At 66.4% G+C, this 25,451-nt stretch carries 26 protein-coding genes; 14 read left to right on the top strand and 12 right to left on the bottom strand.

The annotated features are described in order from the left end of the window. The first annotated feature begins 7 nt into the window (after positions 1-7). From thiE to VQ065_RS05130, 3 genes are all read left to right on the top strand, one after another. Positions 8-637 (top strand): thiamine phosphate synthase, encoded by a 630-nt coding sequence (gene thiE / locus VQ065_RS05140; protein WP_003093148.1) that lies wholly within the window; start codon positions 8-10, stop codon positions 635-637. 37 nt (positions 638-674) lie between these two features. After that, the gene (gene hemL / locus VQ065_RS05135) at positions 675-1,958 is read left to right on the top strand and encodes a glutamate-1-semialdehyde 2,1-aminomutase (protein WP_003093150.1); all 1,284 of its coding nucleotides are present in this window, start codon (positions 675-677) and stop codon (positions 1,956-1,958) included. Between the two features lie 208 nt (positions 1,959-2,166). Beyond that, positions 2,167-2,715 (top strand): tetratricopeptide repeat protein, encoded by a 549-nt coding sequence (locus VQ065_RS05130; RefSeq protein WP_003093155.1) that lies wholly within the window; start codon positions 2,167-2,169, stop codon positions 2,713-2,715. A 15-nt stretch (positions 2,716-2,730) separates the two neighbouring features. Here the strand turns inward: VQ065_RS05130 and VQ065_RS05125 are convergent, their stop codons facing one another. Then, a complete protein-coding gene (locus VQ065_RS05125) occupies positions 2,731-3,063 on the bottom strand; it encodes a DUF1820 family protein (protein WP_003093157.1) in 333 nt (110 codons plus the stop codon). Positions 3,064-3,191: 128 nt separating this feature from the next. Here VQ065_RS05125 and miaB point away from each other — a divergent pair, with 128 nt between their 5' ends. From miaB to lnt, 5 genes are all read left to right on the top strand, one after another. Beyond that, positions 3,192-4,532, top strand: a complete 1,341-nt coding sequence (miaB, locus tag VQ065_RS05120) for a tRNA (N6-isopentenyl adenosine(37)-C2)-methylthiotransferase MiaB (RefSeq protein ID WP_003093158.1) — start codon at positions 3,192-3,194, stop codon at positions 4,530-4,532. A gap of 168 nt (positions 4,533-4,700) precedes the next feature. Next, positions 4,701-5,723, top strand: coding sequence for a PhoH family protein (locus VQ065_RS05115; RefSeq protein ID WP_003093159.1), 1,023 nt, complete (start codon positions 4,701-4,703; stop codon positions 5,721-5,723). After that, positions 5,713-6,195: an rRNA maturation RNase YbeY gene (gene ybeY / locus VQ065_RS05110; protein ID WP_003093160.1), complete on the top strand. Its 483-nt coding sequence runs from the start codon at positions 5,713-5,715 to the stop codon at positions 6,193-6,195. The genes VQ065_RS05115 and ybeY overlap by 11 nt, the downstream gene beginning before the upstream one ends. Next, a complete protein-coding gene (locus tag VQ065_RS05105; RefSeq protein ID WP_003093161.1) occupies positions 6,192-7,031 on the top strand; it encodes an HlyC/CorC family transporter in 840 nt (279 codons plus the stop codon). Before ybeY ends, VQ065_RS05105 begins: the two co-directional genes overlap by 4 nt. A 185-nt stretch (positions 7,032-7,216) precedes the next feature. Next, positions 7,217-8,752, top strand: coding sequence for an apolipoprotein N-acyltransferase (gene lnt, locus VQ065_RS05100; protein WP_003093162.1), 1,536 nt, complete (start codon positions 7,217-7,219; stop codon positions 8,750-8,752). A gap of 49 nt (positions 8,753-8,801) precedes the next feature. Here lnt and VQ065_RS05095 read toward each other — a convergent pair whose 3' ends face one another. Then, entirely contained in the window at positions 8,802-9,563 is a 762-nt protein-coding gene (locus VQ065_RS05095) for a YdcF family protein (protein WP_003093163.1), read from the bottom strand. Positions 9,564-9,635: 72 nt separating this feature from the next. Continuing rightward, the gene (locus VQ065_RS05090; protein ID WP_023094417.1) at positions 9,636-10,067 is read right to left on the bottom strand and encodes a hypothetical protein; all 432 of its coding nucleotides are present in this window, start codon (positions 10,065-10,067) and stop codon (positions 9,636-9,638) included. A gap of 170 nt (positions 10,068-10,237) precedes the next feature. Here VQ065_RS05090 and leuS point away from each other — a divergent pair, with 170 nt between their 5' ends. The 4 genes from leuS to arfA all read left to right on the top strand — a co-directional run bounded on the left by leuS (position 10,238) and on the right by arfA (position 14,910). Further along, positions 10,238-12,901: a leucine--tRNA ligase gene (gene leuS, locus VQ065_RS05085; protein ID WP_003093166.1), complete on the top strand. Its 2,664-nt coding sequence runs from the start codon at positions 10,238-10,240 to the stop codon at positions 12,899-12,901. A gap of 66 nt (positions 12,902-12,967) precedes the next feature. After that, positions 12,968-13,591 (top strand): LPS-assembly lipoprotein LptE, encoded by a 624-nt coding sequence (locus VQ065_RS05080; RefSeq protein ID WP_003110380.1) that lies wholly within the window; start codon positions 12,968-12,970, stop codon positions 13,589-13,591. A 37-nt stretch (positions 13,592-13,628) separates the two neighbouring features. Beyond that, positions 13,629-14,666: a DNA polymerase III subunit delta gene (holA, locus tag VQ065_RS05075; protein ID WP_003093168.1), complete on the top strand. Its 1,038-nt coding sequence runs from the start codon at positions 13,629-13,631 to the stop codon at positions 14,664-14,666. Between the two features lie 91 nt (positions 14,667-14,757). Beyond that, complete coding sequence (gene arfA / locus VQ065_RS05070; protein WP_003093169.1) at positions 14,758-14,910, top strand: alternative ribosome-rescue factor A; 153 nt, start codon at positions 14,758-14,760, stop codon at positions 14,908-14,910. 115 nt (positions 14,911-15,025) lie between these two features. Here the strand turns inward: arfA and VQ065_RS05065 are convergent, their stop codons facing one another. Further along, complete coding sequence (locus VQ065_RS05065) at positions 15,026-15,244, bottom strand: hypothetical protein (RefSeq protein WP_003093170.1); 219 nt, start codon at positions 15,242-15,244, stop codon at positions 15,026-15,028. 228 nt (positions 15,245-15,472) lie between these two features. Between VQ065_RS05065 and VQ065_RS05060 the strand changes: the two genes are divergently transcribed. Continuing rightward, entirely contained in the window at positions 15,473-16,819 is a 1,347-nt protein-coding gene (locus tag VQ065_RS05060; protein ID WP_003093171.1) for a lytic murein transglycosylase, read from the top strand. Between the two features lie 202 nt (positions 16,820-17,021). Here VQ065_RS05060 and VQ065_RS05055 read toward each other — a convergent pair whose 3' ends face one another. After that, on the bottom strand, positions 17,022-17,912 hold the full coding sequence (locus VQ065_RS05055; RefSeq protein WP_340080364.1) for an alpha/beta fold hydrolase: 891 nt from the start codon (positions 17,910-17,912) through the stop codon (positions 17,022-17,024). Between the two features lie 107 nt (positions 17,913-18,019). Here VQ065_RS05055 and VQ065_RS05050 point away from each other — a divergent pair, with 107 nt between their 5' ends. Further along, positions 18,020-18,913 carry a LysR family transcriptional regulator gene (locus VQ065_RS05050; RefSeq protein WP_023098448.1) on the top strand — a complete coding sequence of 298 codons (894 nt, stop codon included), beginning with the start codon at positions 18,020-18,022 and terminating at the stop codon, positions 18,911-18,913. 144 nt (positions 18,914-19,057) lie between these two features. Here the strand turns inward: VQ065_RS05050 and lipA are convergent, their stop codons facing one another. From lipA to rodA, 7 genes are all read right to left on the bottom strand, one after another. After that, complete coding sequence (gene lipA, locus VQ065_RS05045) at positions 19,058-20,041, bottom strand: lipoyl synthase (protein WP_003119196.1); 984 nt, start codon at positions 20,039-20,041, stop codon at positions 19,058-19,060. Continuing rightward, a complete protein-coding gene (lipB, locus tag VQ065_RS05040; protein ID WP_003093177.1) occupies positions 20,038-20,691 on the bottom strand; it encodes a lipoyl(octanoyl) transferase LipB in 654 nt (217 codons plus the stop codon). The genes lipA and lipB overlap by 4 nt, the downstream gene beginning before the upstream one ends. Continuing rightward, positions 20,691-20,972, bottom strand: a complete 282-nt coding sequence (locus VQ065_RS05035) for a DUF493 domain-containing protein (protein ID WP_003093179.1) — start codon at positions 20,970-20,972, stop codon at positions 20,691-20,693. Before VQ065_RS05035 ends, lipB begins: the two co-directional genes overlap by 1 nt. A 70-nt stretch (positions 20,973-21,042) precedes the next feature. Continuing rightward, on the bottom strand, positions 21,043-22,203 hold the full coding sequence (locus tag VQ065_RS05030) for a D-alanyl-D-alanine carboxypeptidase family protein (protein WP_003093182.1): 1,161 nt from the start codon (positions 22,201-22,203) through the stop codon (positions 21,043-21,045). 65 nt (positions 22,204-22,268) lie between these two features. Continuing rightward, a complete protein-coding gene (gene rlpA / locus VQ065_RS05025; protein ID WP_003093184.1) occupies positions 22,269-23,294 on the bottom strand; it encodes a septal ring lytic transglycosylase RlpA in 1,026 nt (341 codons plus the stop codon). Further along, positions 23,291-24,313: a lytic murein transglycosylase B gene (mltB, locus tag VQ065_RS05020; RefSeq protein ID WP_003132500.1), complete on the bottom strand. Its 1,023-nt coding sequence runs from the start codon at positions 24,311-24,313 to the stop codon at positions 23,291-23,293. Before mltB ends, rlpA begins: the two co-directional genes overlap by 4 nt. Positions 24,314-24,321: 8 nt before the next feature. Then, entirely contained in the window at positions 24,322-25,425 is a 1,104-nt protein-coding gene (gene rodA, locus VQ065_RS05015; protein WP_023657032.1) for a rod shape-determining protein RodA, read from the bottom strand. Positions 25,426-25,451: the final 26 nt, after the last annotated feature.

Here is a 25,451-nt window from a genome sequence, read left to right as displayed (position 1 = left end):
CCAGCCGATGAAACTGCGCGGCCTGTACGCCATCACCGATAGCCAGCTACTGGACGACGGCCGCCTGTTGCCCTACGTCGAAGCCGCGCTACGCGGCGGCGCGCGCCTGCTGCAATACCGCGACAAATCCAGCGACCAGGCGCGGCGCCTGCGCGAGGCGGAAAGCCTGCGCGAACTCTGCGAACGCCACGGCGCGCAGCTGATCGTCAACGACGACGCCGAACTCGCCGCGCGCCTGGGCGTCGGCCTGCACCTCGGCCAGACCGACGGTTCGCTGTCGGCGGCGCGCGCCCTGCTCGGCCGCCAGGCGATCATCGGCGCCACCTGCCACGCCCAACTGGAACTGGCCGAGCAGGCGGTGGCCGAGGGCGCCAGCTACGTCGCCTTCGGCCGCTTCTTCAATTCCAGCACCAAACCCGGCGCCCCCGCCGCCAGCGTCGAACTGCTCGACCAGGCCCGGCCGCGCCTGCACCTGCCGATCACCGCCATCGGCGGCATCAGCCTCGACACCGCGCCCGGCCTGATCGCCCGCGGCGTCGATCTGGTCGCCGTGATCCATGCGCTGTTCGCCGCCGCGTCCGCCGCCGAGGTGGAACGCCGCGCCCGCGCCTTCAGCGCCCTGTTCGAACCTGCCTGACGCCTCCGCGCCTCGCCCGAGAGATAGAGAGCTAGCCATGTCCCGTTCCGAAACGCTGTTCAACAACGCCCAGAAACACATTCCCGGCGGGGTCAACTCCCCGGTGCGCGCCTTCAAGAGCGTCGGCGGCACCCCGCTGTTCTTCAAGCACGCCGAAGGCGCCTATGTACTGGACGAGGACGACAAGCGCTACGTGGACTATGTCGGCTCCTGGGGCCCGATGATCCTCGGCCACAGCCATCCGGACGTGCTCGACGCGGTGCGCCGGCAACTCGACCACGGCCTGTCCTATGGCGCGCCGACCGCGCTGGAAGTGGAAATGGCCGACCTGGTCTGCTCCATGGTGCCGTCGATGGAGATGGTGCGCATGGTCAGCTCCGGCACCGAGGCGACCATGAGCGCCATCCGCCTGGCCCGCGGCTACACCGGGCGCGACAGCATCATCAAGTTCGAAGGCTGCTACCACGGCCACTCCGACAGCCTGCTGGTGAAGGCCGGCTCCGGCGCCCTGACCTTCGGCGTGCCGAACTCCCCGGGCGTTCCGGCGGCCTTCGCCAAGCACACCCTGACCCTGCCGTTCAACGACATCGAGGCGGTGCGCAAGACCCTGGGCGAAGTCGGCAAGGAGGTCGCCTGCATCATCGTCGAGCCGGTTGCCGGCAACATGAACTGCGTGCCGCCGGCGCCGGGCTTCCTCGAAGGCTTGCGCGAAGCCTGCGACGAACACGGCGTGGTGCTGATCTTCGACGAAGTGATGACCGGCTTCCGTGTCGCCCTCGGCGGCGCCCAGGCCTACTACGGGGTCACCCCGGACCTGTCGACCTTCGGCAAGATCATCGGCGGCGGCATGCCGGTGGGCGCCTTCGGCGGCAAGCGCGAGATCATGCAGCAGATTTCCCCGCTGGGCCCGGTCTACCAGGCCGGCACGCTCTCGGGCAACCCGCTGGCGATGGCCGCCGGGCTGACCACCCTGCGCCTGATCAGCCGCCCCGGTTTCCACGACGAACTGACCGCCTACACCACGCGCATGCTCGACGGCCTGCAACAGCGCGCGGACGCCGCCGGCATCCCCTTCGTCACCACCCAGGCGGGCGGCATGTTCGGCCTGTACTTCAGCGGCGCCGACGCCATCGTCACCTTCGAGGACGTGATGGCCAGCGACGTCGAACGCTTCAAGCGCTTCTTCCACCTGATGCTCGACGGTGGCGTGTACCTTGCGCCTAGCGCCTTCGAGGCCGGCTTCACCTCCATCGCCCATGGCGACAAGGAGCTGGAAATCACGCTGAACGCCGCCGAAAAAGCCTTCGCCGCGCTGAAATGACCCTCTTCGCGGCGCCCTTCCCGGGCGCCGCCCTCCACCCCGCCGGAACGCCTTCCTAGCCGAAATGCATAAACGCGCCGACAAAGTTCCCGAAAAGACAGTAAAGACTTTGTAAGGAGGCGTCGGCTTATTTCATAATGTGAGGGTCAGCGCATTTCGTTGGCCGGGCAGCCCTTGCCCGCCCCGATCCAGGAGGTGTCTTCCCCTCATGTTCCGTACCGGCCGCACCCTCGCCCTGGGTTGCCTGTTGATCCTCCAGCCGCTGCTCGCGCAGGCGGGAGGCAACTCGTTGCTGATTCCAGCGACCGGCCGCTGCGCGCTGAACACCGTTCCCGAAGAATTGCAACAGGCGCTCGCCGCCTGCCAGCAGGTCGCCAATGGCGGCGACGCCGAGGCGCAATACGAACTGGGCGAATTCTTCTACGACGGCGAGCGCATCCCGCGCGACCTCCAGGCCGCCCTCAACTGGTTCGAGAAAGCTTCTCTACAGGGCCATGCCCAGGCCCAGTACCACCTCGGCACCATGTTCTTCCGTGGCGAAGGGGTTCCGGCGAACAACGTACAGGCCTACATCGTGCTGAAGATGGCAGCGGTGAACGGCGCCGAGGACGCCCTGGACAGCGCCGACCTGGTAGCCGAGCAGATGAACCGCGACGAACTGGACATCGCCACCCGGGTGCTGGGGCAGATCTTCCGCAACTACCTGATCGAACTGCAGACTGCCGGCGGCGTCACGCCCTTCGCGCCGCTGCCCTGACGTCCCTTTCGCGAATCAGTCGCTCTTGCCGGGCATCGGCATGGGGAACGGCATGACGTTGCCCGCGCCCTTGGCCTCGCTGATCTTCGGCGTACCCAGGCGCTCGACCTCGTCGATGCGGACGATCGCGTGCATCGGCACGAAGCTGCGCAGAACGCCTTCGAACTGCGCCTTGAGCTTCTCCTCGCTGGGGTCCACCACCACCTGGGTGCGCTCGCCGAAGACGAACTCCTCGATTTCCAGGAAGCCCCACAGATCGCTCTGGTAGATCTGCTTGGCATACATCTCGAAGACCTGGCCCTGGTTGAGGAAAATCACCTTGTAGATGGGGTTTTCGCGCTTGTTCATGGCGGGGAAAGCAATGCCGGAAAATGAAGGGCGCGAATCATAGCACAGCCTTTCGGCCAGCAACGCTAGGAACCGGGGGCCCCGCCCTCTATAATGCGCGGTCCTTTTCGAACTGTCCGACGAAGCGCATGGCCAAGAAGCTTTTCATCGAAACCCACGGCTGCCAGATGAACGAGTACGACTCGTCGCGAATGGCGGACCTGCTCGGTGAACACCAAGCCCTCGAGGTGACCGAAAACGCCGCCGAGGCCGACGTCATCCTGCTCAATACCTGCTCGATCCGCGAGAAGGCCCAGGAAAAGGTGTTTTCCAAGCTCGGCATGTGGCGCGAGCTGAAGCAGCAGAATCCCGACCTGGTGATCGGCGTCGGCGGCTGCGTGGCCAGCCAGGAAGGCGCCGCGATCCGTGAGCGCGCGCCCTATGTCGACGTGGTCTTCGGCCCGCAGACCCTGCACCGCCTGCCGGAAATGATCGACGCCGCGCGCAGCACGCGCAAGCCGCAGGTCGACGTGTCCTTCCCGGAAATCGAGAAATTCGACCGCCTGCCGGAACCGCGGGTCGATGGCCCCACCGCCTTCGTCTCGGTGATGGAAGGCTGCAGCAAGTACTGCAGCTTCTGCGTGGTGCCCTACACCCGCGGCGAGGAAGTCAGCCGACCATTCGACGACGTGATCGCCGAAGTGATCCACCTGGCCGAGAACGGCGTCCGCGAAGTCACCCTGCTGGGACAGAACGTCAACGGCTTCCGTGGCCTGACCCACGATGGCCGCCTGGCCGACTTCGCCGAACTGCTGCGGGTGGTCGCCGCCGTCGACGGTATCGAGCGCATCCGCTATACCACCTCGCACCCGCTGGAATTCTCCGACGCGCTGATCCAGGCCCACGCCGAGGTGCCGGAGCTGGTGAAATTCATCCACCTGCCGGTGCAGTCGGGCTCCGACCGCGTGCTGGCGGCGATGAAGCGCAACCATACCGTGCTGGAATACAAGTCGCGTATCCGCAAGCTGAAGGCCGCGGTACCGGACATCTGCATCAGCTCCGACTTCATCGTCGGTTTCCCCGGCGAAACCGAGAAGGACTTCGAGCAGACCATGAAGCTGGTGGAGGACGTCGGCTTCGACTTCTCCTTCTCCTTCATCTACAGCGCGCGGCCCGGCACGCCCGCCGCCGACCTCGCCGACGACCTGCCGGAAGAAGTGAAGAAACAGCGCCTGCAGATCCTCCAGAGCCGCATCCACCAGCAAGGCTACGAGATCAGCCGGCGCATGGTCGGCAGCACCCAGCGGATCCTGGTCACCGACTTCTCGAAGAAGGACCCGGGCATGCTCCAGGGGCGTACTGAGAACAACCGGATCGTCAACTTCCGCTGCGACAATCCACGCCTGATCGGCCAGTTCGCCCAGGTGCACATCGACGACGCGCTGCCGCACTCGCTGCGCGGCACCCTGATCGACAGCACCCTGCATTGAGGCCGACGACCGTACGGCGGGCTCGCTGAACCTTCCCGCCGCCACGGTGCACCAACGTTTCAGCGGGAACCGGGAAAGCGCCGCCGCGATACGGCAACTTTGCGCGACGATATCCAGCGGTTATTCTCTTCCCTATCAATCAGCCACTGGCGAGTACGACAGAACACCTTGAACGCCCCCCAGGAACTTCATCGCTTTATCCTCGAGCCGTTCGACGCCCGCAGCTTCGCGACACTTTGCGGGCAGTTCGACGAGCATCTCCACCAGATCGAGAAACGCCTCGACATCGAGATCCGCAACCGCGGCAACCAGTTCGAACTGGCCGGCGAACCGCGCCGGACCAAGGTCGCCGAACGCCTGCTGCAGCGTCTCTACCGCGAGGCGCAGAACGGCACCGATCTCACTCCCGACACCGTGCACCTGTACCTGCAGGAGTCCGGCCTGGAAGACCTCGAGGAATTGCAGAGCGCGCCGCAGGTCACCCTGAAGTCGCGCAAGGCGCACATCCGCCCGCGCGGCGCCAACCAGCAGCGCTACGTCAAGGCGATCCTCGACCACGACATCAACTTCGGCATCGGTCCGGCTGGCACCGGCAAGACCTACCTCGCCGTGGCCTGCGCCGTCGACGCCCTGGAGCGCGAGCAGATCCGCCGCATCCTGCTGGTGCGCCCGGCGGTCGAGGCCGGCGAGAAGCTCGGTTTCCTTCCCGGCGACCTGTCGCAGAAGATCGACCCCTACCTGCGCCCGCTCTACGACGCGCTCTACGAGATGCTCGGCTTCGAACACGTGGCCAAGCTGATCGAGCGCAACGTCATCGAGGTCGCGCCGCTGGCCTACATGCGCGGGCGCACGCTGAACAACAGCTTCATCATCCTCGACGAGAGCCAGAACACCACCGTCGAGCAGATGAAGATGTTCCTCACCCGGATCGGCTTCGGCTCCACCGCGGTGATCACCGGCGACGTCACCCAGGTCGACCTGCCCCGCGGCACCCGCTCCGGCCTCAAGCACGTGATCGAGGTCCTGCAGGACGTCCCCGGCATCAGCTTCACCCATTTCAAGCCCAAGGATGTGGTCCGCCACCCGCTGGTGCAGCGTATCGTCGAAGCCTACGAGCGCCACGAGAGCCGCCAGCAAGGCCAGGTGCGGCCGGTCGAGGGAACGGGCAAGGGCGGTCACGATGCCGCTTGAGCTCGACCTGCAGGTCGCCAGCGCCGCCCCGGACCTGCCCTCCGAAGCGCAGTTCCGCGCCTGGTGCGAACTGGCCCTGCGCCAGCGTCCGGAGTCGGAGCTGACCATCCGCCTGGTGGACGAGGCCGAAGGCCTGGAACTGAACAGCACCTACCGGCACAAGGACTACGCGACCAACGTGCTGTCCTTCCCCGCCGATGTCCCGGACGAGCTTCTCGATATCCCGCTGCTCGGCGACCTGGTGATCTGCGCCCCGGTGGTCGCCCGCGAAGCCCTGGAACAGCGCAAGCCGTTGCAGGCCCACTGGGCCCACCTGGTGATCCACGGCTGCCTGCACCTGCTCGGCTACGACCACATCGACGACGCCGAAGCGGAAGAAATGGAAACACTGGAACGTGAATTGCTGGCGGAACTGGGTCATCCCGATCCGTACGCCTGCGACGACGAAGAGCCACCGAGCAAGGAAAAATGAGCGAAGACCGATCGAGCAACGGGCACAAGTCCTGGCTGGACAAGATCACCCAGGCTTTTGCCCACGAGCCGAGAAACCGCCAGGAGCTACTCGAGCTGCTGCGCGATGCCCACGACAACAAGCTGCTGGACAGCGAGGCGCTGTCCATCGTCGAGGGGGCGATCCAGGTCGCCGACCTGCAGGTGCGCGACATCATGGTGCCGCGCTCGCAGATGATGAGCATCCGCTCGACCCAGACGCCGAAGGAATTCCTTCCGGCCATCATCGAAGCCGCCCACTCGCGCTACCCGGTGGTCGGCGAAAGCCTCGACGACGTCATGGGCGTACTGCTGGCCAAGGACCTCCTGCCACTGATCCTGCACAACGACGAGCGTCCCTTCGACATCAAGGAACTGCTGCGTCCGGCTACCTTCGTCCCCGAATCCAAGCGCCTCAACGTGCTGCTCCGCGAATTCCGCGCCAACCGCAACCACATGGCCATCGTCATCGACGAATACGGCGGCGTGGCCGGCCTGGTGACCATCGAGGACGTGCTGGAACAGATCGTCGGTGATATCGAGGACGAGCACGACGTCGAGGAGGACAGCTACATCAAGCCGCTGCCCAGCGGCGATTTCATCGTCAAGGCACTGACCCCCGTGGACGCCTTCAACGACTTCTTCGGCTCGGAATTCTCCGACGAGGAATTCGATACCGTGGGCGGCCTGGTGATGAGCGCCTTCGGCCACCTGCCCAAGCGCAACGAAGTGGTCGAGCTGGGCGAGTTCCGTTTCCGCGTACTCAACGCCGACAGCCGCCGCGTCCATCTGCTGCGCCTGTCTCCCCTGCAGAACTGAGCGCGCCCCCTCCGCCGCGGCGGAGGGGGCATCTTCCCGCGCCGTCCTTCTGGCGTCTCGCCAGCCCCTCCTTTACTCTTGCGCCTTGCGCCAGACTCCCCTGTCGCCGCGGACGTTGCCGTCCGGCAGCCGAAGGCGGCCCCGGTCTGCGCAGTCGGACATTGAACAGGCTCTAAGGACATTCGATGCGTTGGATTTCTCGTCCCGGCTGGCCCGGACACCTGCTGGCACTCGCCGCAGGCGCGCTCACACCCCTGGCCCTGGCGCCCTTCGACTACTGGCCGCTGGCGATCCTCTCGATCGCCCTGCTCTATCTCGGCTTGCGCGGCCTTCCCGGCAAGTCCGCCCTGTGGCGCGGCTGGTGGTACGGTTTCGGCGCGTTCGGCGCCGGCACCAGCTGGATCTACGTCAGTATCCATGACTACGGCGCCGCCTCGGTGCCGCTGGCGAGCTTCCTCATGCTCGGCTTCACCGCCGGCGTCGCCTTCTTCTTCGCCCTGCCGGCCTGGCTGTGGGCGCGCTGCCTGCGCCGCGACAACGCGCCGCTGGGCGACGCCCTGGCGTTCGCCGCCCTGTGGCTGGCACTGGAGCTGTTCCGCAGTTGGTTCCTTACCGGTTTCCCCTGGCTCTACGCCGGCTATAGCCAGTTGCAGGGACCGCTGGCCGGGCTGGTGCCGGTGGGTGGCGTATGGCTGTCCTCCTTCGTCATCGCCCTCAGCGCGGCCCTGCTGGTGAACCTGCCGCGCCTCTTCCCGCACGGTGCCAGCCTGCTTCTGGGGCTGGTCCTGCTGCTCGGCCCGTGGGCGGCCGGCCTCTATCTCAAGGGCCACGCCTGGACCCATTCGGCCGGCGAACCGCTGAGGGTAGTGGCGATCCAGGGCAACATCGCCCAGGAGCTGAAATGGGACCCGAATCAGGTCCGCGCGCAACTCGACCTCTACCGCGACCTGAGCCTGCCGCAGCAGGACGTCGACCTGATCGTCTGGCCGGAAACCGCGGTGCCGATTCTCCAGGACATGGCCAGCGGCTACCTCGGCGCCATGGGCCAGGTCGCCGACGAGAAGAACGCCGCGCTGATCACCGGGGTCCCGGTGCGCGAACGTCTCGCCGACGGCAAGAGTCGCTACTTCAACGGCATCACCGTGGTCGGCGAAGGCGCGGGCACCTACCTCAAGCAGAAGCTGGTGCCGTTCGGCGAGTACGTGCCGCTGCAGGACCTGCTGCGCGGCCTGATCGCCTTCTTCGACCTGCCGATGTCCGACTTCGCTCGCGGCCCGGCCGACCAGCCGCTGCTCAAGGCCAAGGGCTACGAGATCGCCCCGTACATCTGCTACGAAGTGGTCTACCCGGAGTTCGCTGCCGCGCTCGCGGCGCAGAGCCAGGTGTTGCTGACAGTGAGCAACGACACCTGGTTCGGCACTTCCATAGGCCCGTTGCAGCACCTGCAGATGGCGCAGATGCGCGCCCTGGAAAGCGGTCGCTGGATGATCCGCGCGACCAACAACGGCGTCACCGGCCTGATCGATCCCTATGGCCGAATCGTCCGGCAGATCCCGCAGTTCCAGCAGGGCATCCTGCGCGGCGAGGTTATTCCCATGCAGGGCCTGACGCCCTATCTGCAATACCGCGTCTGGCCGCTGGCCGGGCTGGCCGGCGTGCTGCTGCTATGGGCTCTGCTCGGCCGCCAGTTGCGCCCGCAGGAGCGACGCCTGTTCGGCTGAAGCCAGCCCCTCCTGGATAGACCGGCGCCCCTGCGGCGCCGGTTGCGTCTCAGCGGTAGAACAGGCGATAGCCGACCAGGCCGATCGCCTCGTTCAGCAGCATGCCGCTCTGCCAGAAGGCCTGCGCTTCCGGCAGCCAGCCGCCGAAGGGCCGCAGGTTGGCCCCGCCGAGGAAGCCGACCGGCGCCGGGATCACCTCGAACCCCTGGCGCTCGAAGCTCCAGCGTGCCCGCTGCATGTGCCAGGCCTGGGTCACCAGCACCACCCGGCGCACGCCGGCCTCGCGCAACTGCGGGGCGCTCAGGGTGGCGTTTTCCCAGGTGGTACGGCTGAGACCTTCCTGCCAGCGCGTCGGCACGCCGAAGTCCTGCAACAGGGCATTGGCCATCAGCGCCGCCTCGCTGGGCGGGCGCCCGTAATGCAACCCGCCGCTGATCAGTACCGGCAGCGCCGAGGTCTTGGCCAGCCGCGCGGCATAGCGCAGCCGCTCGGCCGCCAGCAGGCTCGGCGCATCGTCGCCCCAGGCCGGGTCGTTGGTCTGCCGGCCGGCACCGAGGATGACGATGGCGTCGGCGCGCTGCGCCAGGCCCGGCAGATCCTCCGCCAGCAGGGCCGGTTCGCTTTCGAGCCAGCGCCCCATCCACTCCACGCTGAGCGGCATGCTCATCAGCCACAGACCGAAGAACCCGCAGACACCGCACAGCCGCGCCAGCCTCGGTCGGCTGGTGCGCCACCAGAAAGCGAAAAACAGCAGCAGCAACAGGCCGCCCGGCGGCAGCAGAAGTTGCTTGAAGAAATAACGGATCGGCATCGCCCCCTCCCTGTCGGAAGAGGCAATCTAAAGGATTGCGCGACGCCTGGCGAAACTTCCCGGAAAGAGACCCTAGCGGCCGTTGCCCGAACGGAACAGTTGCGAGCCGCAATGGCCGCACGGCAACACGCCATGCCCCTTGCTCCACTGCACCGGCGCACCGCAGAGCGCACAGAGCAGTTGCCGCTGTTTCAACGAGACGTGCCGACGCGGCGCCGGCGGTTGCGACCGGGGCGGCCGGGGTGTCCTGCCGGGCTGGCGCTCGAGCAGCGCCAGCTCCTCGGCGGCCGCATGCCAGCCGCGCAACCAGTGCAGGTCCTGGTCGAGATAGGCGCGTATCAGCCCCATCTCCGCTTCGCTCAAACCACGCAACTCAAGCTCCGTGGGATGCTCGTCACGCAGGCGCTCGGCCGTATCCGCTTCATCCAGAGCCAGGGCGAGACGCTGCAGCAGCCTCTCGTACAGCCCACCTCCCGTCACACTCGCGCGTTGCAGCTCAGCCATCGAACACCTCTGAAGGTACCACTGGGCAGCCAGCCATCGACGGCCCATAGGGCAAGCTTAGCGTTCCCGTTCGGCTGAACCGCCCCCGGCGACAAACGGCGCGGGCTATCGACAGGAGTGGGGGTCATGTATGCTACGAGGCTTTCGAACAGTCACGTCTAAGTAGCGCCATGCACGAGCAATATCAGCCACTCGAGATCGAAACCCAGGCCCAGAACTACTGGAAAGAACACCAGTCCTTCCTCGTCAGGGAGCTACCCGACAAGGAGAAGTTCTACTGCCTGTCGATGTTCCCGTATCCGAGCGGCAAGCTGCACATGGGCCACGTGCGCAACTACACCATCGGCGATGTGATCAGCCGCTACCACCGCATGCAGGGCCGCAACGTGCTGCAGCCGATGGGCTGGGACGCGTTCGGCATGCCGGCGGAAAACGCCGCGATGAAGAACAACGTCGCCCCGGCGGCCTGGACCTACGACAACATCGCCTACATGAAGTCGCAGTTGGACAGCCTCGGCCTGGCGATCGACTGGAGCCGCGAGGTCACCACCTGCAAGCCGGACTACTACCGCTGGGAGCAGTGGCTGTTCACCCGCCTGTTCGAAAAAGGGGTGATCTACCGCAAGAACGGCACGGTCAACTGGGATCCGGTCGACCAGACCGTACTCGCCAACGAGCAGGTGATCGACGGACGCGGCTGGCGCTCCGGCGCGCTGATCGAGAAGCGCGAGATCCCGATGTACTACTTCAAGATCACCGCCTACGCCGAGGAACTGCTGGAGAGCCTCGACAACCTGCCCGGCTGGCCGGAGCAGGTGAAGACCATGCAGCGCAACTGGATCGGCAAGTCGCGCGGGATGGAGATCGGCTTCCCCTACGACCAGGCCTCCATCGGCCACGCCGGCCAACTGAAGGTGTTCACCACCCGTCCGGACACCCTGATGGGCGCCACCTACGTCGCCGTCGCCGCCGAACACCCGCTGGCCACCCAGGCCGCGCAGAACGACCCGCAGTTGCAGGCGTTCATCGACGAATGCAAGCGCGGCGGCGTCGCCGAGGCCGACATCGCCACCCAGGAGAAGAAAGGCATGGCCACTTCCCTGTTCGTCGAACACCCGCTGACCGGCGACAAGCTGCCGGTATGGGTCGCCAACTACGTGCTGATGAACTACGGCGAAGGCGCGGTAATGGCGGTGCCCGGCCATGACGAGCGCGACTTCGAGTTCGCCAACAAGTTTGGACTCCCGATCAAGCAGGTTTATCAGCACAAGCGCATCTATACAGAAGCGCTACGCAAAGAGTTTCCGCGAGAAATTTATGAGTACGAATACTTCGATGACAAGCTATGGAAGGAATGGTACGGGGCCAAAGACACCGGACTAGTTATTAATTCCGGTGAGTACGATGGTCTCTCCTTCGAAGAAGCCTTCGACGCCATCGGCGCCGACCTCGAGGCCAAGGGCCTGGGCCAGGCGCGCACCCAGTTCCGCCTGCGCGACTGGGGCATCAGCCGCCAGCGCTACTGGGGCTGCCCGATCCCGATCATCCACTGCGAGGCTTGCGGCGACGTCCCGGTGCCGGCCGACCAGTTGCCGGTGGTGCTGCCGGAAGACGTGGTACCGGACGGCTCCGGTTCGCCGCTGGCGAAGATGCCGGAATTCTACGAATGCAGCTGCCCGAAATGCGGCCAGCCGGCCAAGCGCGAAACCGACACCATGGACACCTTCGTCGAGTCGTCCTGGTATTTCGCCCGCTACGCCTGCCCGCAGTTCGAAGGCGGCATGCTGGACAAGAAGGCGGCCGACTACTGGCTGCCGGTCGACCAGTACATCGGCGGCATCGAGCACGCCATCCTGCACCTGCTCTATGCGCGCTTCTTCCACAAGCTGATGCGCGACGAGGGCCTGGTCGGCAGCGACGAGCCGTTCAAGAACCTGCTGACCCAGGGCATGGTGGTCGCCGATACCTACTACCGGACCACCGCCAACGGCGGCAAGGACTGGTTCAACCCGGCCGACGTCGAGGTCGAGCGTGACGCCAAGGCCAAGGTCGTCGGCGCGCGCCTGAAGAGCGACGGTCAGCCGGTCGAGATCGGCGGCACCGAGAAGATGTCGAAGTCGAAGAACAACGGCGTCGACCCGCAATCGATGATCGACCAGTACGGTGCCGATACCTGCCGCCTGTTCATGATGTTCGCCTCGCCGCCGGACATGAGCCTGGAGTGGTCGGACGCCGGCGTCGAGGGCGCCAACCGCTTCCTCCGCCGCGTCTGGCGCCTGGCTCACGCCCATGTCAGCGCCGGCCTCCCCGGCGCGCTGGACGTCGCCGCCCTGAACGACGCGCAGAAGCAGGTCCGCCGCGCCATCCACCTGGCGATCAGGCAGGCCAGCCAGGATGTCGGCCAGCACCACAAGTTCAACACCGCCATCGCCGCGGTGATGACCCTGATGAACGTGCTGGAGAAGGCGCCGAACCAGGACGCCCAGGACCGCGCCCTGATCCAGGAAGGCCTGGAAACCGTGGTCCTGCTGCTGGCGCCCATCACTCCGCACATCTGCCACGTGCTCTGGGGCCAGCTCGGCCATGCCGAAGCGGTGATCGATGCGCGCTGGCCGAGCGTCGACGAGAGCGCACTGGTGCAGGACACCCTGCAACTGGTGGTGCAGGTCAACGGCAAGCTGCGCGGGCACATCGACGTGGCCGCCAGCGCCAGCCGCGAGGATGTCGAGGCCGCCGCGCGCGCCAACGAGAACGTGCTGCGTTTCACCGAAGGCCTGAGCATCCGCAAGGTCATCGTGGTACCGGGCAAACTGGTCAACATCGTCGCCAACTGATACGCGATTCCATTGGACGCCCCCGGCCATCCGGGGGCGCTGATCAACAGGAGTGAGGGAAGCTTGATGAAACGTATCCTGACCAGCGCCGCGCTGATCGGTATGACCACCCTGCTGGCCGCCTGCGGCTTCCAACTGCGCGGCCTGGGCGATGCGCAATTCGCGCTCAAGGAAATCGACGTGTCCGCGCGCAACGCCTACGGCCCGACCGTGCGCGAACTGAAGGAAACCCTGGAAAACAGCGGCGTGAAGGTCACCAGCAACGCGCCCTACCACCTGGTGCTGGTCCGCGAGGACAACCAGCAGCGCACCGTCAGCTACACCGGTTCCGCGCGCGGCGCGGAGTTCGAGCTGACCAACACGATCAACTACGAGATCGTCGGCGCCAACGACCTGGTCCTGATGAGCAACCAGGTACAGGTGCAGAAGGTCTACGTGCACGACGAAAACAACCTGATCGGTTCCGACCAGGAAGCCGCGCAGCTGCGCAGCGAGATGCGGCGCGACCTGATCCAGCAGTTGTCCATGCGCCTCCAGACGCTGACCCCGGCGCAACTCGACGAAGCCCAGCGCCAGGCAGAAGCCAAGGCCAAGGCGGAAGCCGAAGCCCTGCGCGCCGCCGACGAGGCGGAGCGCCAGCGCCGCGCCGCCGAGCCGCAGCAGTCGCCGATCGAGTTCCCCACCCCGTGATGCCCCGGGGCCGGTTTCACCGGCCCCGTCTTCTCCTATGAAGCTGACTCCCGCGCAACTCGCCAAGCACCTCCAGGGCCCCCTGGCGCCCGTCTATGTCGTCAGCGGCGATGAACCGCTGCTCTGCCAGGAAGCCTGCGATGCCATTCGCCAGGCCTGCCGCGAGCGCGACTTCGGCGAGCGCCAGGTATTCAATGCCGAAGCCAACTTCGATTGGGGCCTGCTGCTGGAGGCCGGCGCCAGCCTGTCGCTGTTCGCCGAGAAGCGCCTGATCGAACTGCGCCTGCCCTCCGGCAAGCCCGGCGACAAAGGCGCGGCGATTCTCCAGGAATACCTGCAACGGCCGCCGGAAGACACCGTGCTCCTGCTCAGCCTGCCCAAGCTCGATGGCAGCACGCAGAAGACCAAGTGGGCCAAGGCCCTGATCGATGGCAACGCCGCGCAGTTCATCCAGGTCTGGCCGGTCGACGTCCACCAGTTGCCGCAGTGGATTCGCCAGCGCCTGTCCCAGGCCGGCCTGTCCGCCAGCCCCGAAGCCCTGGAGCTGATCGCCGCGCGCGTGGAAGGCAACCTGCTCGCCGCCGCCCAGGAAATCGAAAAGCTCAAGCTGCTCGCCGAGGGCAACCAGATCGACGCCGCCACCGTACAGGCCGCGGTCGCCGACAGCGCACGCTTCGATGTCTTCGGCCTGATCGACGCTGCCCTTGGCGGTGAAGCGGCCCACGCCCTGCGCATCCTGGAAGGACTGCGCGGCGAAGGCATCGAGCCGCCGGTGATCCTCTGGGGCCTGGCCCGCGAGATCCGCCTGCTGGCTGGTCTGTCCCAGCAATACGGCCAGGGCATCCCGCTGGAGAAAGCCTTCGCCCAGGCGCGTCCGCCGGTCTGGGACAAGCGCCGTCCGCTGCTGACCCGTGCCCTGCAACGCCACTCCAGCAGCCGCTGGAACCAGATGCTGCGGGATGCCCAGTTGATCGACGCGCAGATCAAGGGACAGGCACCCGGCAGCCCCTGGAGCGGTCTCTCGCTTCTCGCCCTGAGCCTCGCCGGCCAGCGTCTCGGCCTGCCGGCAGCCTGAAGGCGCAACCGGCACTGGACAATCCGCGGCGACAGGCAGATGATGCGCGCGCTGGCGAGCGCCAGCCCGATCACCTTCGAGGACCTATGCCATGGCAAAGAAAAGCAAGCGGCCGAACAAGGCCAAATCCCTGGTCGCCCAGCCACTGTTCCGCAGCCGCCAGGAACAGGCGAAGAAAGGCAAAGGCAGCTACCGCCGCGAAGCCTCCCGTAACTGGGAGGCTTCTTTCGTTATGGCGGCCTGAAACAGCCGCTGGCCCATCCTCCCGCAACGCCCTCCTCACCCACGCGCCCCGCCTACCCCGCCCGAAGCCCGTCGACAAGACCAACCCCACCGCCAGCCTGCCACCCATGGGCACACTATCGTCGGCGCGCAAGCCCTGGCCCCATCGGGTTGGGCGAAAAGCCAATGGTTCCTCCATCATGATCCGCGGCCTCGACATCCCGCGCGGCCGACTGGCAACCCTCTGGCCATTGCAGCGCACGAACCAGGCTCGGGCGTTCGATGCCGACGCCGAAGCGGGTAGCCATGTCGCGCAGAACGAAGGCCAGGAAGAAGAAGTCGAAGGCCTCGAGCATGCCGCGCGGCCCGTCGCCGATCCCGACTCGGGTGCGCCGCGAGGCTTCGACAGGCGGCGGAGCGGTACGGACGAAACCATTGGCCGCCCGACAGTGACCGAACCTATGTCGAAGCCGATGGAACCGTATTGGCGAACCCGGGGCCCTGCCGGCGCGTCCAACGACGGCAGACGCGTTCTGGCCGGCGTGCTAAGGTGGCCCGTCCCGAGGACCCTGCTGAGGAGAGCAATGCGTAACCCCGAACGATCCGCCCTGCTGAAGGTGAGCGGGCTGCTGGGCAGCACCGTCGTCGCCATGGGGCTTGGCCTCTCCAGTGCCTGCGCGCAGAAGAACCCGATAATCGAATACAACCAGCCTTCCGCTCCCCTGCAGACCAAGGCGCCCTTCACCGGCGCCGGCCCGGCCGCCTCGGTGTCCGCTGGCGCGCCGAGCGAGGCCCAGCCTGGGCAGAGCTTCGAACAGTGGCGCGACGCCTTCCGTCAACAGGCGCTGGCCGGTGGAATCGATGCGCAGACCTTCGATCGCGCCTTCGCCGGGGTCGAGCCCGATCCCGCCGTGGTCGAAGCCGACCGCAGCCAGCCGGAATTCACCCGGCCGGTATGGAAATACCTGGAAGGCGCCCTCGATCCGCTGCGCGTTCGCCAGGGCCAGGCGCGCCTGGCGCAGCACGCGCGCATCCTCGGCGAAGTCGACGCGCGCTATGCGGTGGATGCGGATGCGGTGGTGGCGATCTGGGGCATGGAGAGCAACTACGGTTCGCACATGGGCAACAAGAACGTGATCCGCTCCCTGGCGACCCTCGCCTATGAAGGACGCCGCCCGGAATTCGCCCACGCCCAGTTGCTCGCCGCCCTGAAGATCCTCCAGCACGGCGACGTTCCGGCCTCCTTCATGATCGGCTCCTGGGCCGGCGCCATGGGCCAGACCCAGTTCATCCCGACCACCTACAACCAGTATGCCGTGGACTTCGACGGCGACGGCAAGCGTGACATCTGGGGCTCGCCCGGCGACGCCCTGGCCTCCACCGCCAACTACCTGAAAGCCTCCGGCTGGATCGCCGGACAACCCTGGGGGTTCGAAGTCCGCCTGCCGGCAGGCTTCGACTATTCCCTGGCGGAACTCACCATCCGCAAGCCCCTGGGCGAGTGGCAAGGGATGGGCGTACAAGGCGTCAACGGCGGCCCCCTGCCCTCCGGGCTCTCCGGCGAACAGGCCTCGCTGCTGCTGCCGGCCGGGCACCGCGGCCCGGCCTTCCTGGTGCTGCACAACTTCCGCGCCATCCTCAAGTACAACAACTCCAGTGCCTATGCCCTGGCCGTCGGCCTGCTCGCCGACAGCTTCAAGGGCGGCGGCCGGATAGTCGGCGCCTGGCCACTGGAGGATGTTCCGCTGAGCCGCTCGCAGCGCATCGAGCTGCAACGGCAACTGGCCGCCCGCGGACACGATCCGGGCGCGGTGGACGGCATCATCGGCGCCAATACGCGCAAGGCGATCCGCGCCTGCCAGCAGGAGTTCGGCTGGCCGGCGGACGGCTATCCGACCCCGGCGCTGCTCGACCGCCTGCGGACGCCATAGGGCCGCCGGCGGAGCTTACGACCCCACGTCCGCCGCGACCGCTCGCGGCACACCGGTTCGTAGGGCGAGTTATCCGCCGTCCCCCCGCCCCATCGGCGGATAACCGCGACGCGATCATTCGTCCCGCCGAGCAAGACCTTTCGCACCGATTCGTAGGGCGGATAACGCCACGGGCGTTATCCGCCGCTGCGGCGTCCAGGACCTAGTCATCCGCGCAGAACCGCAGGATAGCGTCCGCCACCTGATTGGCCGCCTCGCGCTGCGGAAAATGGCCGACGCCCTCCAGCACCAGCCGCTGGTAACGCCCGCTGAAGTAGTGCTCGCGTCCGCGGGAGCCGTCGGGGTGGGTGCAGGCATCCGCGCCGCCGTGCAGCACCAGGGTCGGCAGCGCCAGGCGCGGTACCGGGAGCAAGCGCTGTTCCGCCGCCCCGTAGCGCGGCTCCCCCGCGACGAAGCCCCAGCGATGCCGGTAATAGTGCAGCACCACGGCGACCCAGTCCGGCCCGGAGAAGGCCTGGGCGGCCTCCTGGAAATCGCGCTCGGCATACCATCCCGGCGGCGACCAGGTGTCCCACATCTGCCGGGCGAACGCCTCGCCCTCCTCGCGCAGCGCACGCTCGCCGCGTGGCGTGGCCATGAACCACTGGTACCAGAAGCTACGAGCCTGCGGCAGGGAAAGAACTTGCTGCGGATCGTTACTGGCGTACCCCACCGAGAGCATCACCAGGTGCGAGGCGAAGCCCTCGCGCAGTCCGCAGGCACTGGCCACCGCGCGGGCACCCCAGTCATGGCCGACCAGCAGGGGACGTTGCAATGCCAGGCCGTCGACGAATGCCAGCAGATCGCAAGCCAGAGCCGCCAGTTGCCCGCTGCGCGGAGTAGACGCATCGCGGAAGCGGGTCGGGGCGAATCCCCGGAGGGCTGGTGCCAGCACCCGATAGCCGGCGTCCGCCAGGGACTGCGCCAGGTCTTTCCAGGCATGCGGGCTGTCCGGCCAACCGTGCAACAAGACGGCGCTGCGCGCCCCCTGCGGATTCCACTCCAGGTAGGCGATATCCAGGACATCGGTGGAAACGAAGGCATAGCGGCTCATCGGACCTCTCCAAGAGAAAGCGAAGGGACATCCTAGGACGCTTGCCAAGGATGATTCATGAATAGTTAGCGTCTACTATTCATGAAACGAGATGAATGGAAGACCTCATGGAGCTTGCCGTCCCCACCTCCCAATCCCTGGATATCGTGTTGTTGCGTACCTTTCTCGAAGTGGTCGACAGCGGCGGTTTCGCCCTCGCCGCAGACAATCTCGCGCTCACCCCCTCCGCAGTCAGCGGGCATATCAAGCGCCTGGAACAGACAGCCGGCGTCAGCCTGCTCAGCCGCACCACTCGCCGCCTGGAGCTGACCCAGGCGGGCGAGACGCTCTACGCCTATGCCCGCAACATCGTCGAGCTGGAGCGCGAGGCCCGCGCCAGGCTGCACGGCACGCCGATCCGCGACCGCCTGCGCATCGGCGCTTCGGAGGACTTCGCCAGCGCCTGGCTGCCACGCGTCCTGCAACGCTTTCGCCGCTGGCACCCCGAAGCATCCATCGAACTCAAGGTCGGTATCACCACCGACCTGCTCCGCCAGCAGGCCCAGGGGCGCACCGACGTGGTGTTCGGCAAGCAGTGCCGGCGGGTCGGAGACGACGGCGAACTGCTCTGGGAGGAACCGCTGGTCTGGGCCGCGGCAACCGCGATCGAGCTGCCCGCGGGCGAACCGCTGCCGCTGGCGCTGTTCCCCGAACCCTGCGTCTACCGCGAAGCGGCGATTACAGCCCTCGGCGCCGCTGCGCGTCCCTGGCGCCTGGTGTTCGAGAGTGCCAGCATGGCCGGCTGCCTGTCCGCCGCGCTGGCCGGTTTCGCCGTGACGGTGGTGGCGCGCAGCCAGATGCGCGAGGGGCTACGCGAACTGGGCCTGGAACAGGGTTTTCCGACGCTGCCGGAGGCGCGTTTCTACGCCTTCTCGCGCCAACCCAGCCTGGCGGCCGATGCACTGATCGAGGCGGTGCGGCAGCTCGGCCAGCGCAGTCGCTTCGTTACCGCACAGGGATGAGCGCAAACGGCATTCACCTACGCGCCGGCGGATAACCGCAAGCGGTTGTTCGTCCTACGTCCGAAGAGGCTTGGTGGCTGCCCAAAGAAAAACGCCGCGTCCCTGTGCAGGGACGCGGCGTCGGAGGCATTGGCGCGGCGTCGATCAGCCGATCTTGTTGCCGTGCGCCTGCTGGTCGGCATGGTAGGACGAACGCACCAGCGGGCCGGACGCGACGTTCTTGAAGCCCATCTTCTCGCCTTCCTCGGCGAACCAGGCGAAGGTGTCCGGATGCACGAAGCGCTGCACCGGCAGGTGGTTGCGCGACGGCTGCAGGTACTGGCCGAGGGTCAGCATGTCGATGTCGTGCTCGCGCATCCGCTGCATGACCTCGATGACCTCATCGTCGGTCTCGCCCAGGCCGAGCATCAGCCCGGACTTGGTCGGTACGTGCGGAACCATCTGCTTGAACTTCTGCAGCAGGTCCAGCGACCACTCGAAGTCCGAGCCCGGCCGCGAGGAGCGGTACAGGCGCGGTACCGTCTCCAGGTTATGGTTGAACACGTCCGGCGGCTCGTTGGCGGTGATCTCCAGGGCGATGTCCATGCGACCGCGATAGTCGGGCACCAGGGTTTCCAGCTGGATCCCCGGCGACAGCTTGCGGATCTCGCGCAGGCAGTCGGCGAAGTGCTGGGCACCGCCGTCGCGCAGGTCGTCGCGGTCCACCGAGGTGATCACCACGTACTTCAGCCGCAGGTCGGCGATGGCGATGGCCAGGTTGGTCGGCTCGTCGACGTCCAGCGGCTTCGGCCGGCCATGGCCGACGTCGCAGAACGGGCAGCGCCGGGTGCAGATGTCACCCATGATCATGAAGGTCGCGGTGCCGCCGGAGAAGCACTCGCCCAGGTTCGGGCAGGACGCCTCTTCGCAGACGCTGTGCAGCTTGTGCTTGCGCAGCAGTTGCTTGATGCGGTCGACCTCGGGGGAAACCGGGATGCGCACGCGGATCCAGTCGGGTTTCTTCGGCAGTTCCTCGGTGGGAATGATCTTCACCGGAATCCGCGCGACCTTTTCCGCGCCGCGCAGCTTCACGCCGACTTCCACCTTGCCCGGCTTGGCTTCTCCGGACTTCTCCACAACAGTGCTCATGTCAGTTCGATCCCGCCCGTAAGGGTCTTCTGTTCAGCGTAGCCAAGGCGTGAGACGAGCTCAGCGCGCAATCGGGTACACACCTCGGCAAAATCCACCGGCCCAACCAGGTCGCGCAGTTGGGTCATGGGCATCCCGGCGTAGCCGCAGGGATTGATTCGTTGGAACGGTCGCAGGTCCATGTCCAGGTTCAGCGCCAGGCCATGGAAGGAACAGCCGTTGCGGATGCGCAGGCCGAGGGAGGCGATCTTCGCCCCGTCGACGTAGACACCCGGCGCGTCCGGCTTGGCCACGGCCTGCACGTCATAGGACGCCAGCAGGCCGATCAGGCTCTGCTCGATCCGGCTGACCAGCTCGCGCACGCCCAGTCCCAGGCGGCGGACATCGAGCAGCAGGTAGGTGACCAACTGGCCGGGGCCGTGGTAGGTCACCTGGCCGCCGCGATCCACCTGGATCACCGGGATGTCGCCGGGGAACAGCACATGCTCGGCCTTGCCGGCCTGCCCCTGGGTGAAGACCGCAGGGTGCTGCAACAGCCAGGCTTCGTCCATTACCGATTTGTCGCGTTCGGCAACGAAGCGCTGCATGGCATGCCAGGTCGGTTCGTAGGGAACCTCGCCGAGCTCACGGAAGCCCAGCTCGAGTCCCATCAGAGCACCATGTGCACGCGTCCGGTCGCGCGCAGGTCGTTATGGATGGCTTGCAGTTGGTCGACATCGGTGGCGGTGATCAGCACCTGCACCGAGAGGAAGCGCCCCTTGCTGCTGTCGCGGACCACCAGGGTCTCGACGTCGAGATCCGGCGCGTGGCGCCGGATGATTTCCACGACCAGGTCGGAGAAACCTTCGCCGGCGTCGCCGATCACCTTGATCGGATAGCGCTCGCAGGGGAATTCGATTTTCGGGGGTTGAACGTCAGGGGTATCGGTCATGGCGGCGGCGGACCCGTGGTCCGCGGGGACGGGCGCCCGCTGGCCTCGTGAGCGGGCGGGCGCCGGTCGGTCAGTTGAACAAACCGTAGAAGAACAGGCGGATGCTATCCCACAGGCGGCGGAAGAAACCACCCTCCTCGACGGCGTTGAGGGCGACCAGGTCGGCGCTGCGGATGACCTTGTCGTCCAGCTTCACTTCCACCTTGCCGATCACCTGGCCCTGCTGGATCGGCGCCATCAGTTGCGGCTCCAGGACCATGCTGGCCTGCAGCTTCTGCATCTGGCCACGCGGCAGGGTCATGGTCAGGTCTTCGGCGAGGCCGGCTTTCACTTCATGCTCGGAACCCTTCCAGACCAGGCCCTTGGTCAGCTCGGTGCCCTTCTTGTAGAAGTTGCGGCTTTCGAAGAAGCGGAAGCCATAGGTCAGCAGCTTCTGGGTCTCGGCGGCGCGGGCCTGCTCGCTGTTGGTGCCGAACACCACGGCGATCATGCGCTGGCCGTCGCGTACCGCGGAAGCCACCAGGCAGTAGCCGGCTTCGTCGGTGTGGCCGGTCTTCAGGCCGTCGACGGTCTTGTCGCGCCACAGCAGCAGGTTGCGGTTCGGCTGCTTGATGTTGTTCCAGAGGAATTCCTTCTGCGCGTAGATCGCGTAGTGGCTCGGCTCGCCGTAGATGATCGCGCGGGCCAGCACCGCCATGTCGCGGGCGGAGGAATAGTGGTCCGGGTTGGGCAGGCCGGTGGCGTCCATGAAGTGGGAGTTGGTCAGGCCCAGCTTCTGCGCGGTGGTGTTCATCATGTCGGCGAAGGCGTCTTCGCTGCCGGCGATATGCTCGGCCAGGGCGACGCTGGCGTCGTTGCCGGACTGGATGATGATGCCATGCAGCAGGTCGCTCACCGAGACCTGGCTGCCGACCTTGATGAACATCCGCGAACCGCCGGTGCGCCAGGCATGTTCGCTGACGGTGACCAGGTCGTTCTCGCCGATGCGGCCGGCCTCGATCTCCTTGGTGGCGATGTAGGCGGTCATCAGTTTGGTCAGGCTGGCCGGCGGCAGGCGCTGGTCGCCGTTGTTCTCGACCAGAACCTGGCCGCTCTCGCCGTCCATCAGGACATACGACTTGGCGGCCAGTTGCGGCGGCGCCGGAACCATGGATTCAGCAGCCCAGCCAGCCGTAGGGGCGATGAACAGGACAAGCAGTGACAAGCGTTTCGCGATAGTGGTGATGTTCATCCGTCTCTCTGGTTCTACCAATGGTCAAACAATCCCTTGCGGGAATTCCCTGCGTGAGTAGGCGCTCAGTCGGGGCGTACCAGCGTCGGCTGGCCAAGGTTGGCCACGCGGATGCTGTCCTGGGTGCGACTAACCTCGTCCGCCGAACCGATCGGTCCCAGCCGCACCCGGTGCAGAATCTGCTGGTTGCGTACGACCGAGCTGATAAACACCGGCGCAGCCGTCACGCCGCTCAGCTTGGCCTTCAGCAGCTCCGCTGCATCCGGGTTGGCGAAGGCGCCCACCTGGAGATACAGGCCATCGGCTGGTAATGAAGCGTTTTTTTTTGAGTCGATCTGCACCGGCAGCACGGCGGCCGCGTGCTGCGCCGGCGGCGGGGTGTAGGTCTCGATCGGCTGGGCCATCGCCACCGCCTGAGTTTGCGTCGCAGCGGGGGCCTGGGCCACCGCCTGCTTGGGCTGCGCCAGGACCATCGGTGCCGGCCGGCCGCGCTGGGCCCACCACTGCACCGGGTCGATGCCTTCGACCTTGACCCGCGCGGTGCCGGTCTCGGCATAGCCGAGCTTCTTCGCCGCGGCGAAGGACAGGTCGATGACCCGGTCGGAATAGAACGGGCCGCGGTCGTTGACGCGGACGATCACGCTCTTGCCGTTGTCCAGGTTGGTCACCCGCACGTAGCTCGGCAACGGCAGGGTCTTGTGCGCGGCGGTCATGCCGTAGAGGTCGTAGGTCTCGCCGTTGGCGGTGGCCTGGCCGTGGAACTTGGTGCCGTACCAGGACGCGGTGCCGACCATCCGGTAGGCCCGCGCATCGTTCATCGGGTAGTAGGTCTTGCCCAGCACGGTGTAGGGGTTGGCCTTCACCGAACCGTTGTGCGGCATCGGCACCGCATCGGGGATCCGCGACACGTCGACGTCCCACCAGGGGGCGCCGTCGCGATGCGGACGGGAATAGTCGCCCGGCCCGGAAATGCCCGCCTGCCTGGCCGGCTGCTGGGGCGCCTTGCTGGAGCAACTGCTCAACAGCACGGCCGCCAGCCCGAGGCCGCAGACGGCGGGCAGGATCAGGGAGGAGCGGACACGCTTGCTCAATGGGCACCTCGCGCGCGGGCAATCTCGCCCGCCAGCTGATAAACCGCCATGGCATACATGGCGCTGCGATTATAGCGGGTGATCACGTAGAAGTTCGGCAAACCGACCCAATACTCGATGCCCTTGTCGCCGACGAAACGCATCGCCGTGACCTTCTGGTCGTCGCGCAGCGCATCGTGGGTGCGCCAGCCGCGGGCACGCAGCTCGCCCAGGCTCATGGTCGGGTCGACGCCCCTGGTCACCGCGCTCTCGGCGCTCTCGTCGTTGATCTCGGCCACCGAGACCACCGGCTCGCCGGTGACCCAGCCGTGCTGCTTGAAGTAGCTGGCGACGCTACCGATGGCGTCGGTCGGGTCGCTCCAGATATTGATGTGGCCATCGCCGTCGAAGTCCACCGCGTAGGCGCGGAAGCTGCTCGGCATGAATTGCGGCAGGCCCATGGCGCCGGCGTAGGAGCCGGTCAGGCTGAGCGGGTCGACCTGCTGTTCGCGGGCGAGCAGGAGGAACTCGCGCAACTCCTTGCGGAAGAAGTCGGCCCGCGGCGGGTAGTCGAAGCCGAGGGTGGACAGCGCGTCCATCACCCGGTAGCTGCCGGTGTTGCGGCCGAAGAAGGTTTCCACGCCGATGATCGAGACGATGATCTCGGCCGGCACGCCGTATTCCTTCTCTGCCCGCGCCAGGTCTTCGGCATGCTTGTTCCAGAAGTCGACGCCACGACTGATGCGCGCGTCGCTGATGAAGATCGGCCGGTATTCCTTCCACTGTTTGACCCGCTCGGCCGGGCGCGAGATCGCATCGAGGATCGACTGCTTGCGGTTCACGTCGCGGAACAGCCCCATCAGCTGCTCTCCGGCGAAGCCGTAGTCGCGGGTCATTTCGCTGACGAACTCGGCCACTTGCGGCGAGCCGTCGTAGTCCCCCGCCTGGGCCGCCCCGGACAGGCCAATGACGCCGGCTACGCCGACCCATTGGACGCCCCTGGCCGCCCATGTACGCAGTACTTGCATTGCGTTCTTCACTCTTGGTCTCAAACCTGGGCGATCCACTTCCGATGGGTATGGATCGACATCAGAACCCCGAACCCTGACAACAGGGTAACCAGCGAAGTTCCGCCATAACTAATGAAAGGCAGCGGTACCCCCACCACCGGCAACAACCCGCTCACCATACCGATATTCACGAAGACATAAACGAAAAACGTCATGGTGATGCCACCGGCCAGCAGTTTGCCGTAGAGCGTCTGCGCCTGGGCGGTGATCACCAGGCCACGACTGATCAGCAGCAGGTAGAGCACCAGCAGCAGGCAGACGCCGACCAGGCCGAACTCCTCGCCGAGGACCGCAATGATAAAGTCGGTGTGGCTTTCCGGCAAAAAATCCAGGTGCGACTGGGTGCCCAGCAGCCAGCCCTTGCCGAATACCCCGCCGGAACCGATGGCCGCCTTCGACTGGATGATGTTCCAGCCGGTGCCCAGCGGGTCGCTTTCCGGGTCGAGGAAGGTCAGCACCCGCTGTTTCTGGTAGTCGTGCATGATGAAGAACCACATCGCCACGGCGATCGGCACCGCCGCCGACACCGCGCCGACGATCCAGCGCCAGCGCAGGCCGCCGACGAACAGCACGAAGCCGCCGGAAGCGAGGATCAGCATGGCGGTGCCGAGGTCGGGTTGCTTCAGGATCAGCACGAACGGGGTGACGATGATCGCCAGGCTGATCACCATGTGCTTGAGCCCCGGCGGCAGGTTGCGCTTGGACAGGTACCAGGCCACCGTCATCGGCATCAGCAGCTTCATGAACTCCGAGGGCTGGAAGCGGATCACCCCGGGGATGTTGATCCAGCGCGTCGCCCCCTTGGCGTCGTGGCCGATCACGTCGACCACCACCAGCAGCGCGACCCCCACCAGGTAGCCCAGCGGCACCCAGCGGGCCATGAAGCGCGGTTCGATCTGGGCGATGACCACCATCATGCCCAGTCCCAGGCCGAACGAGGTGGCCTGCTTCATCAGCATGTCCCAGCTCTTGCCGCTCGCCGAATAGAGGACGAACAGGCCGGTGGCGCCGAGGATCAGCAACAGCAGCAGGAGAATCCCGTCGATGTGCAGGCGCTGCAACAGGCTGGCGCGCCGGCGCATCACGTCTTCGTTGGACAGGGTGCGGT

The sequence above is a fragment of the Pseudomonas sp. KBN10P06128 genome (assembly GCF_037574945.1).
Lineage (GTDB): Bacteria > Pseudomonadota > Gammaproteobacteria > Pseudomonadales > Pseudomonadaceae > Pseudomonas > Pseudomonas aeruginosa.
Note: the sequence above shows the minus strand (reverse complement) of the source record. Positions and strands in the feature narration are given on the sequence as shown.

Bases quoted from the DNA above. Each gene is read 5' to 3' on its own strand.
- thiE (WP_003093148.1), top strand. From the start codon at position 8: ATGAAACTGCGCGGCCTGTACGCCATCACCGATAGCCAGCTACTGGAC.
- hemL (WP_003093150.1), top strand. From the start codon at position 675: ATGTCCCGTTCCGAAACGCTGTTCAACAACGCCCAGAAACACATTCCC.
- VQ065_RS05130 (WP_003093155.1), top strand. From the start codon at position 2,167: ATGTTCCGTACCGGCCGCACCCTCGCCCTGGGTTGCCTGTTGATCCTC.
- VQ065_RS05125 (WP_003093157.1), bottom strand. From the start codon at position 3,063: ATGAACAAGCGCGAAAACCCCATCTACAAGGTGATTTTCCTCAACCAG.
- miaB (WP_003093158.1), top strand. From the start codon at position 3,192: ATGGCCAAGAAGCTTTTCATCGAAACCCACGGCTGCCAGATGAACGAG.
- ybeY (WP_003093160.1), top strand. From the start codon at position 5,713: ATGCCGCTTGAGCTCGACCTGCAGGTCGCCAGCGCCGCCCCGGACCTG.
- VQ065_RS05105 (WP_003093161.1), top strand. From the start codon at position 6,192: ATGAGCGAAGACCGATCGAGCAACGGGCACAAGTCCTGGCTGGACAAG.
- lnt (WP_003093162.1), top strand. From the start codon at position 7,217: ATGCGTTGGATTTCTCGTCCCGGCTGGCCCGGACACCTGCTGGCACTC.
- VQ065_RS05095 (WP_003093163.1), bottom strand. From the start codon at position 9,563: ATGCCGATCCGTTATTTCTTCAAGCAACTTCTGCTGCCGCCGGGCGGC.
- VQ065_RS05090 (WP_023094417.1), bottom strand. From the start codon at position 10,067: ATGGCTGAGCTGCAACGCGCGAGTGTGACGGGAGGTGGGCTGTACGAG.
- leuS (WP_003093166.1), top strand. From the start codon at position 10,238: ATGCACGAGCAATATCAGCCACTCGAGATCGAAACCCAGGCCCAGAAC.
- VQ065_RS05080 (WP_003110380.1), top strand. From the start codon at position 12,968: ATGAAACGTATCCTGACCAGCGCCGCGCTGATCGGTATGACCACCCTG.
- holA (WP_003093168.1), top strand. From the start codon at position 13,629: ATGAAGCTGACTCCCGCGCAACTCGCCAAGCACCTCCAGGGCCCCCTG.
- arfA (WP_003093169.1), top strand. From the start codon at position 14,758: ATGGCAAAGAAAAGCAAGCGGCCGAACAAGGCCAAATCCCTGGTCGCC.
- VQ065_RS05065 (WP_003093170.1), bottom strand. From the start codon at position 15,244: ATGCTCGAGGCCTTCGACTTCTTCTTCCTGGCCTTCGTTCTGCGCGAC.
- VQ065_RS05060 (WP_003093171.1), top strand. From the start codon at position 15,473: ATGCGTAACCCCGAACGATCCGCCCTGCTGAAGGTGAGCGGGCTGCTG.
- VQ065_RS05055 (WP_340080364.1), bottom strand. From the start codon at position 17,912: ATGAGCCGCTATGCCTTCGTTTCCACCGATGTCCTGGATATCGCCTAC.
- VQ065_RS05050 (WP_023098448.1), top strand. From the start codon at position 18,020: ATGGAGCTTGCCGTCCCCACCTCCCAATCCCTGGATATCGTGTTGTTG.
- lipA (WP_003119196.1), bottom strand. From the start codon at position 20,041: ATGAGCACTGTTGTGGAGAAGTCCGGAGAAGCCAAGCCGGGCAAGGTG.
- lipB (WP_003093177.1), bottom strand. From the start codon at position 20,691: ATGGGACTCGAGCTGGGCTTCCGTGAGCTCGGCGAGGTTCCCTACGAA.
- VQ065_RS05035 (WP_003093179.1), bottom strand. From the start codon at position 20,972: ATGACCGATACCCCTGACGTTCAACCCCCGAAAATCGAATTCCCCTGC.
- VQ065_RS05030 (WP_003093182.1), bottom strand. From the start codon at position 22,203: ATGAACATCACCACTATCGCGAAACGCTTGTCACTGCTTGTCCTGTTC.
- rodA (WP_023657032.1), bottom strand. From the start codon at position 25,425: ATGCGCCGGCGCGCCAGCCTGTTGCAGCGCCTGCACATCGACGGGATT.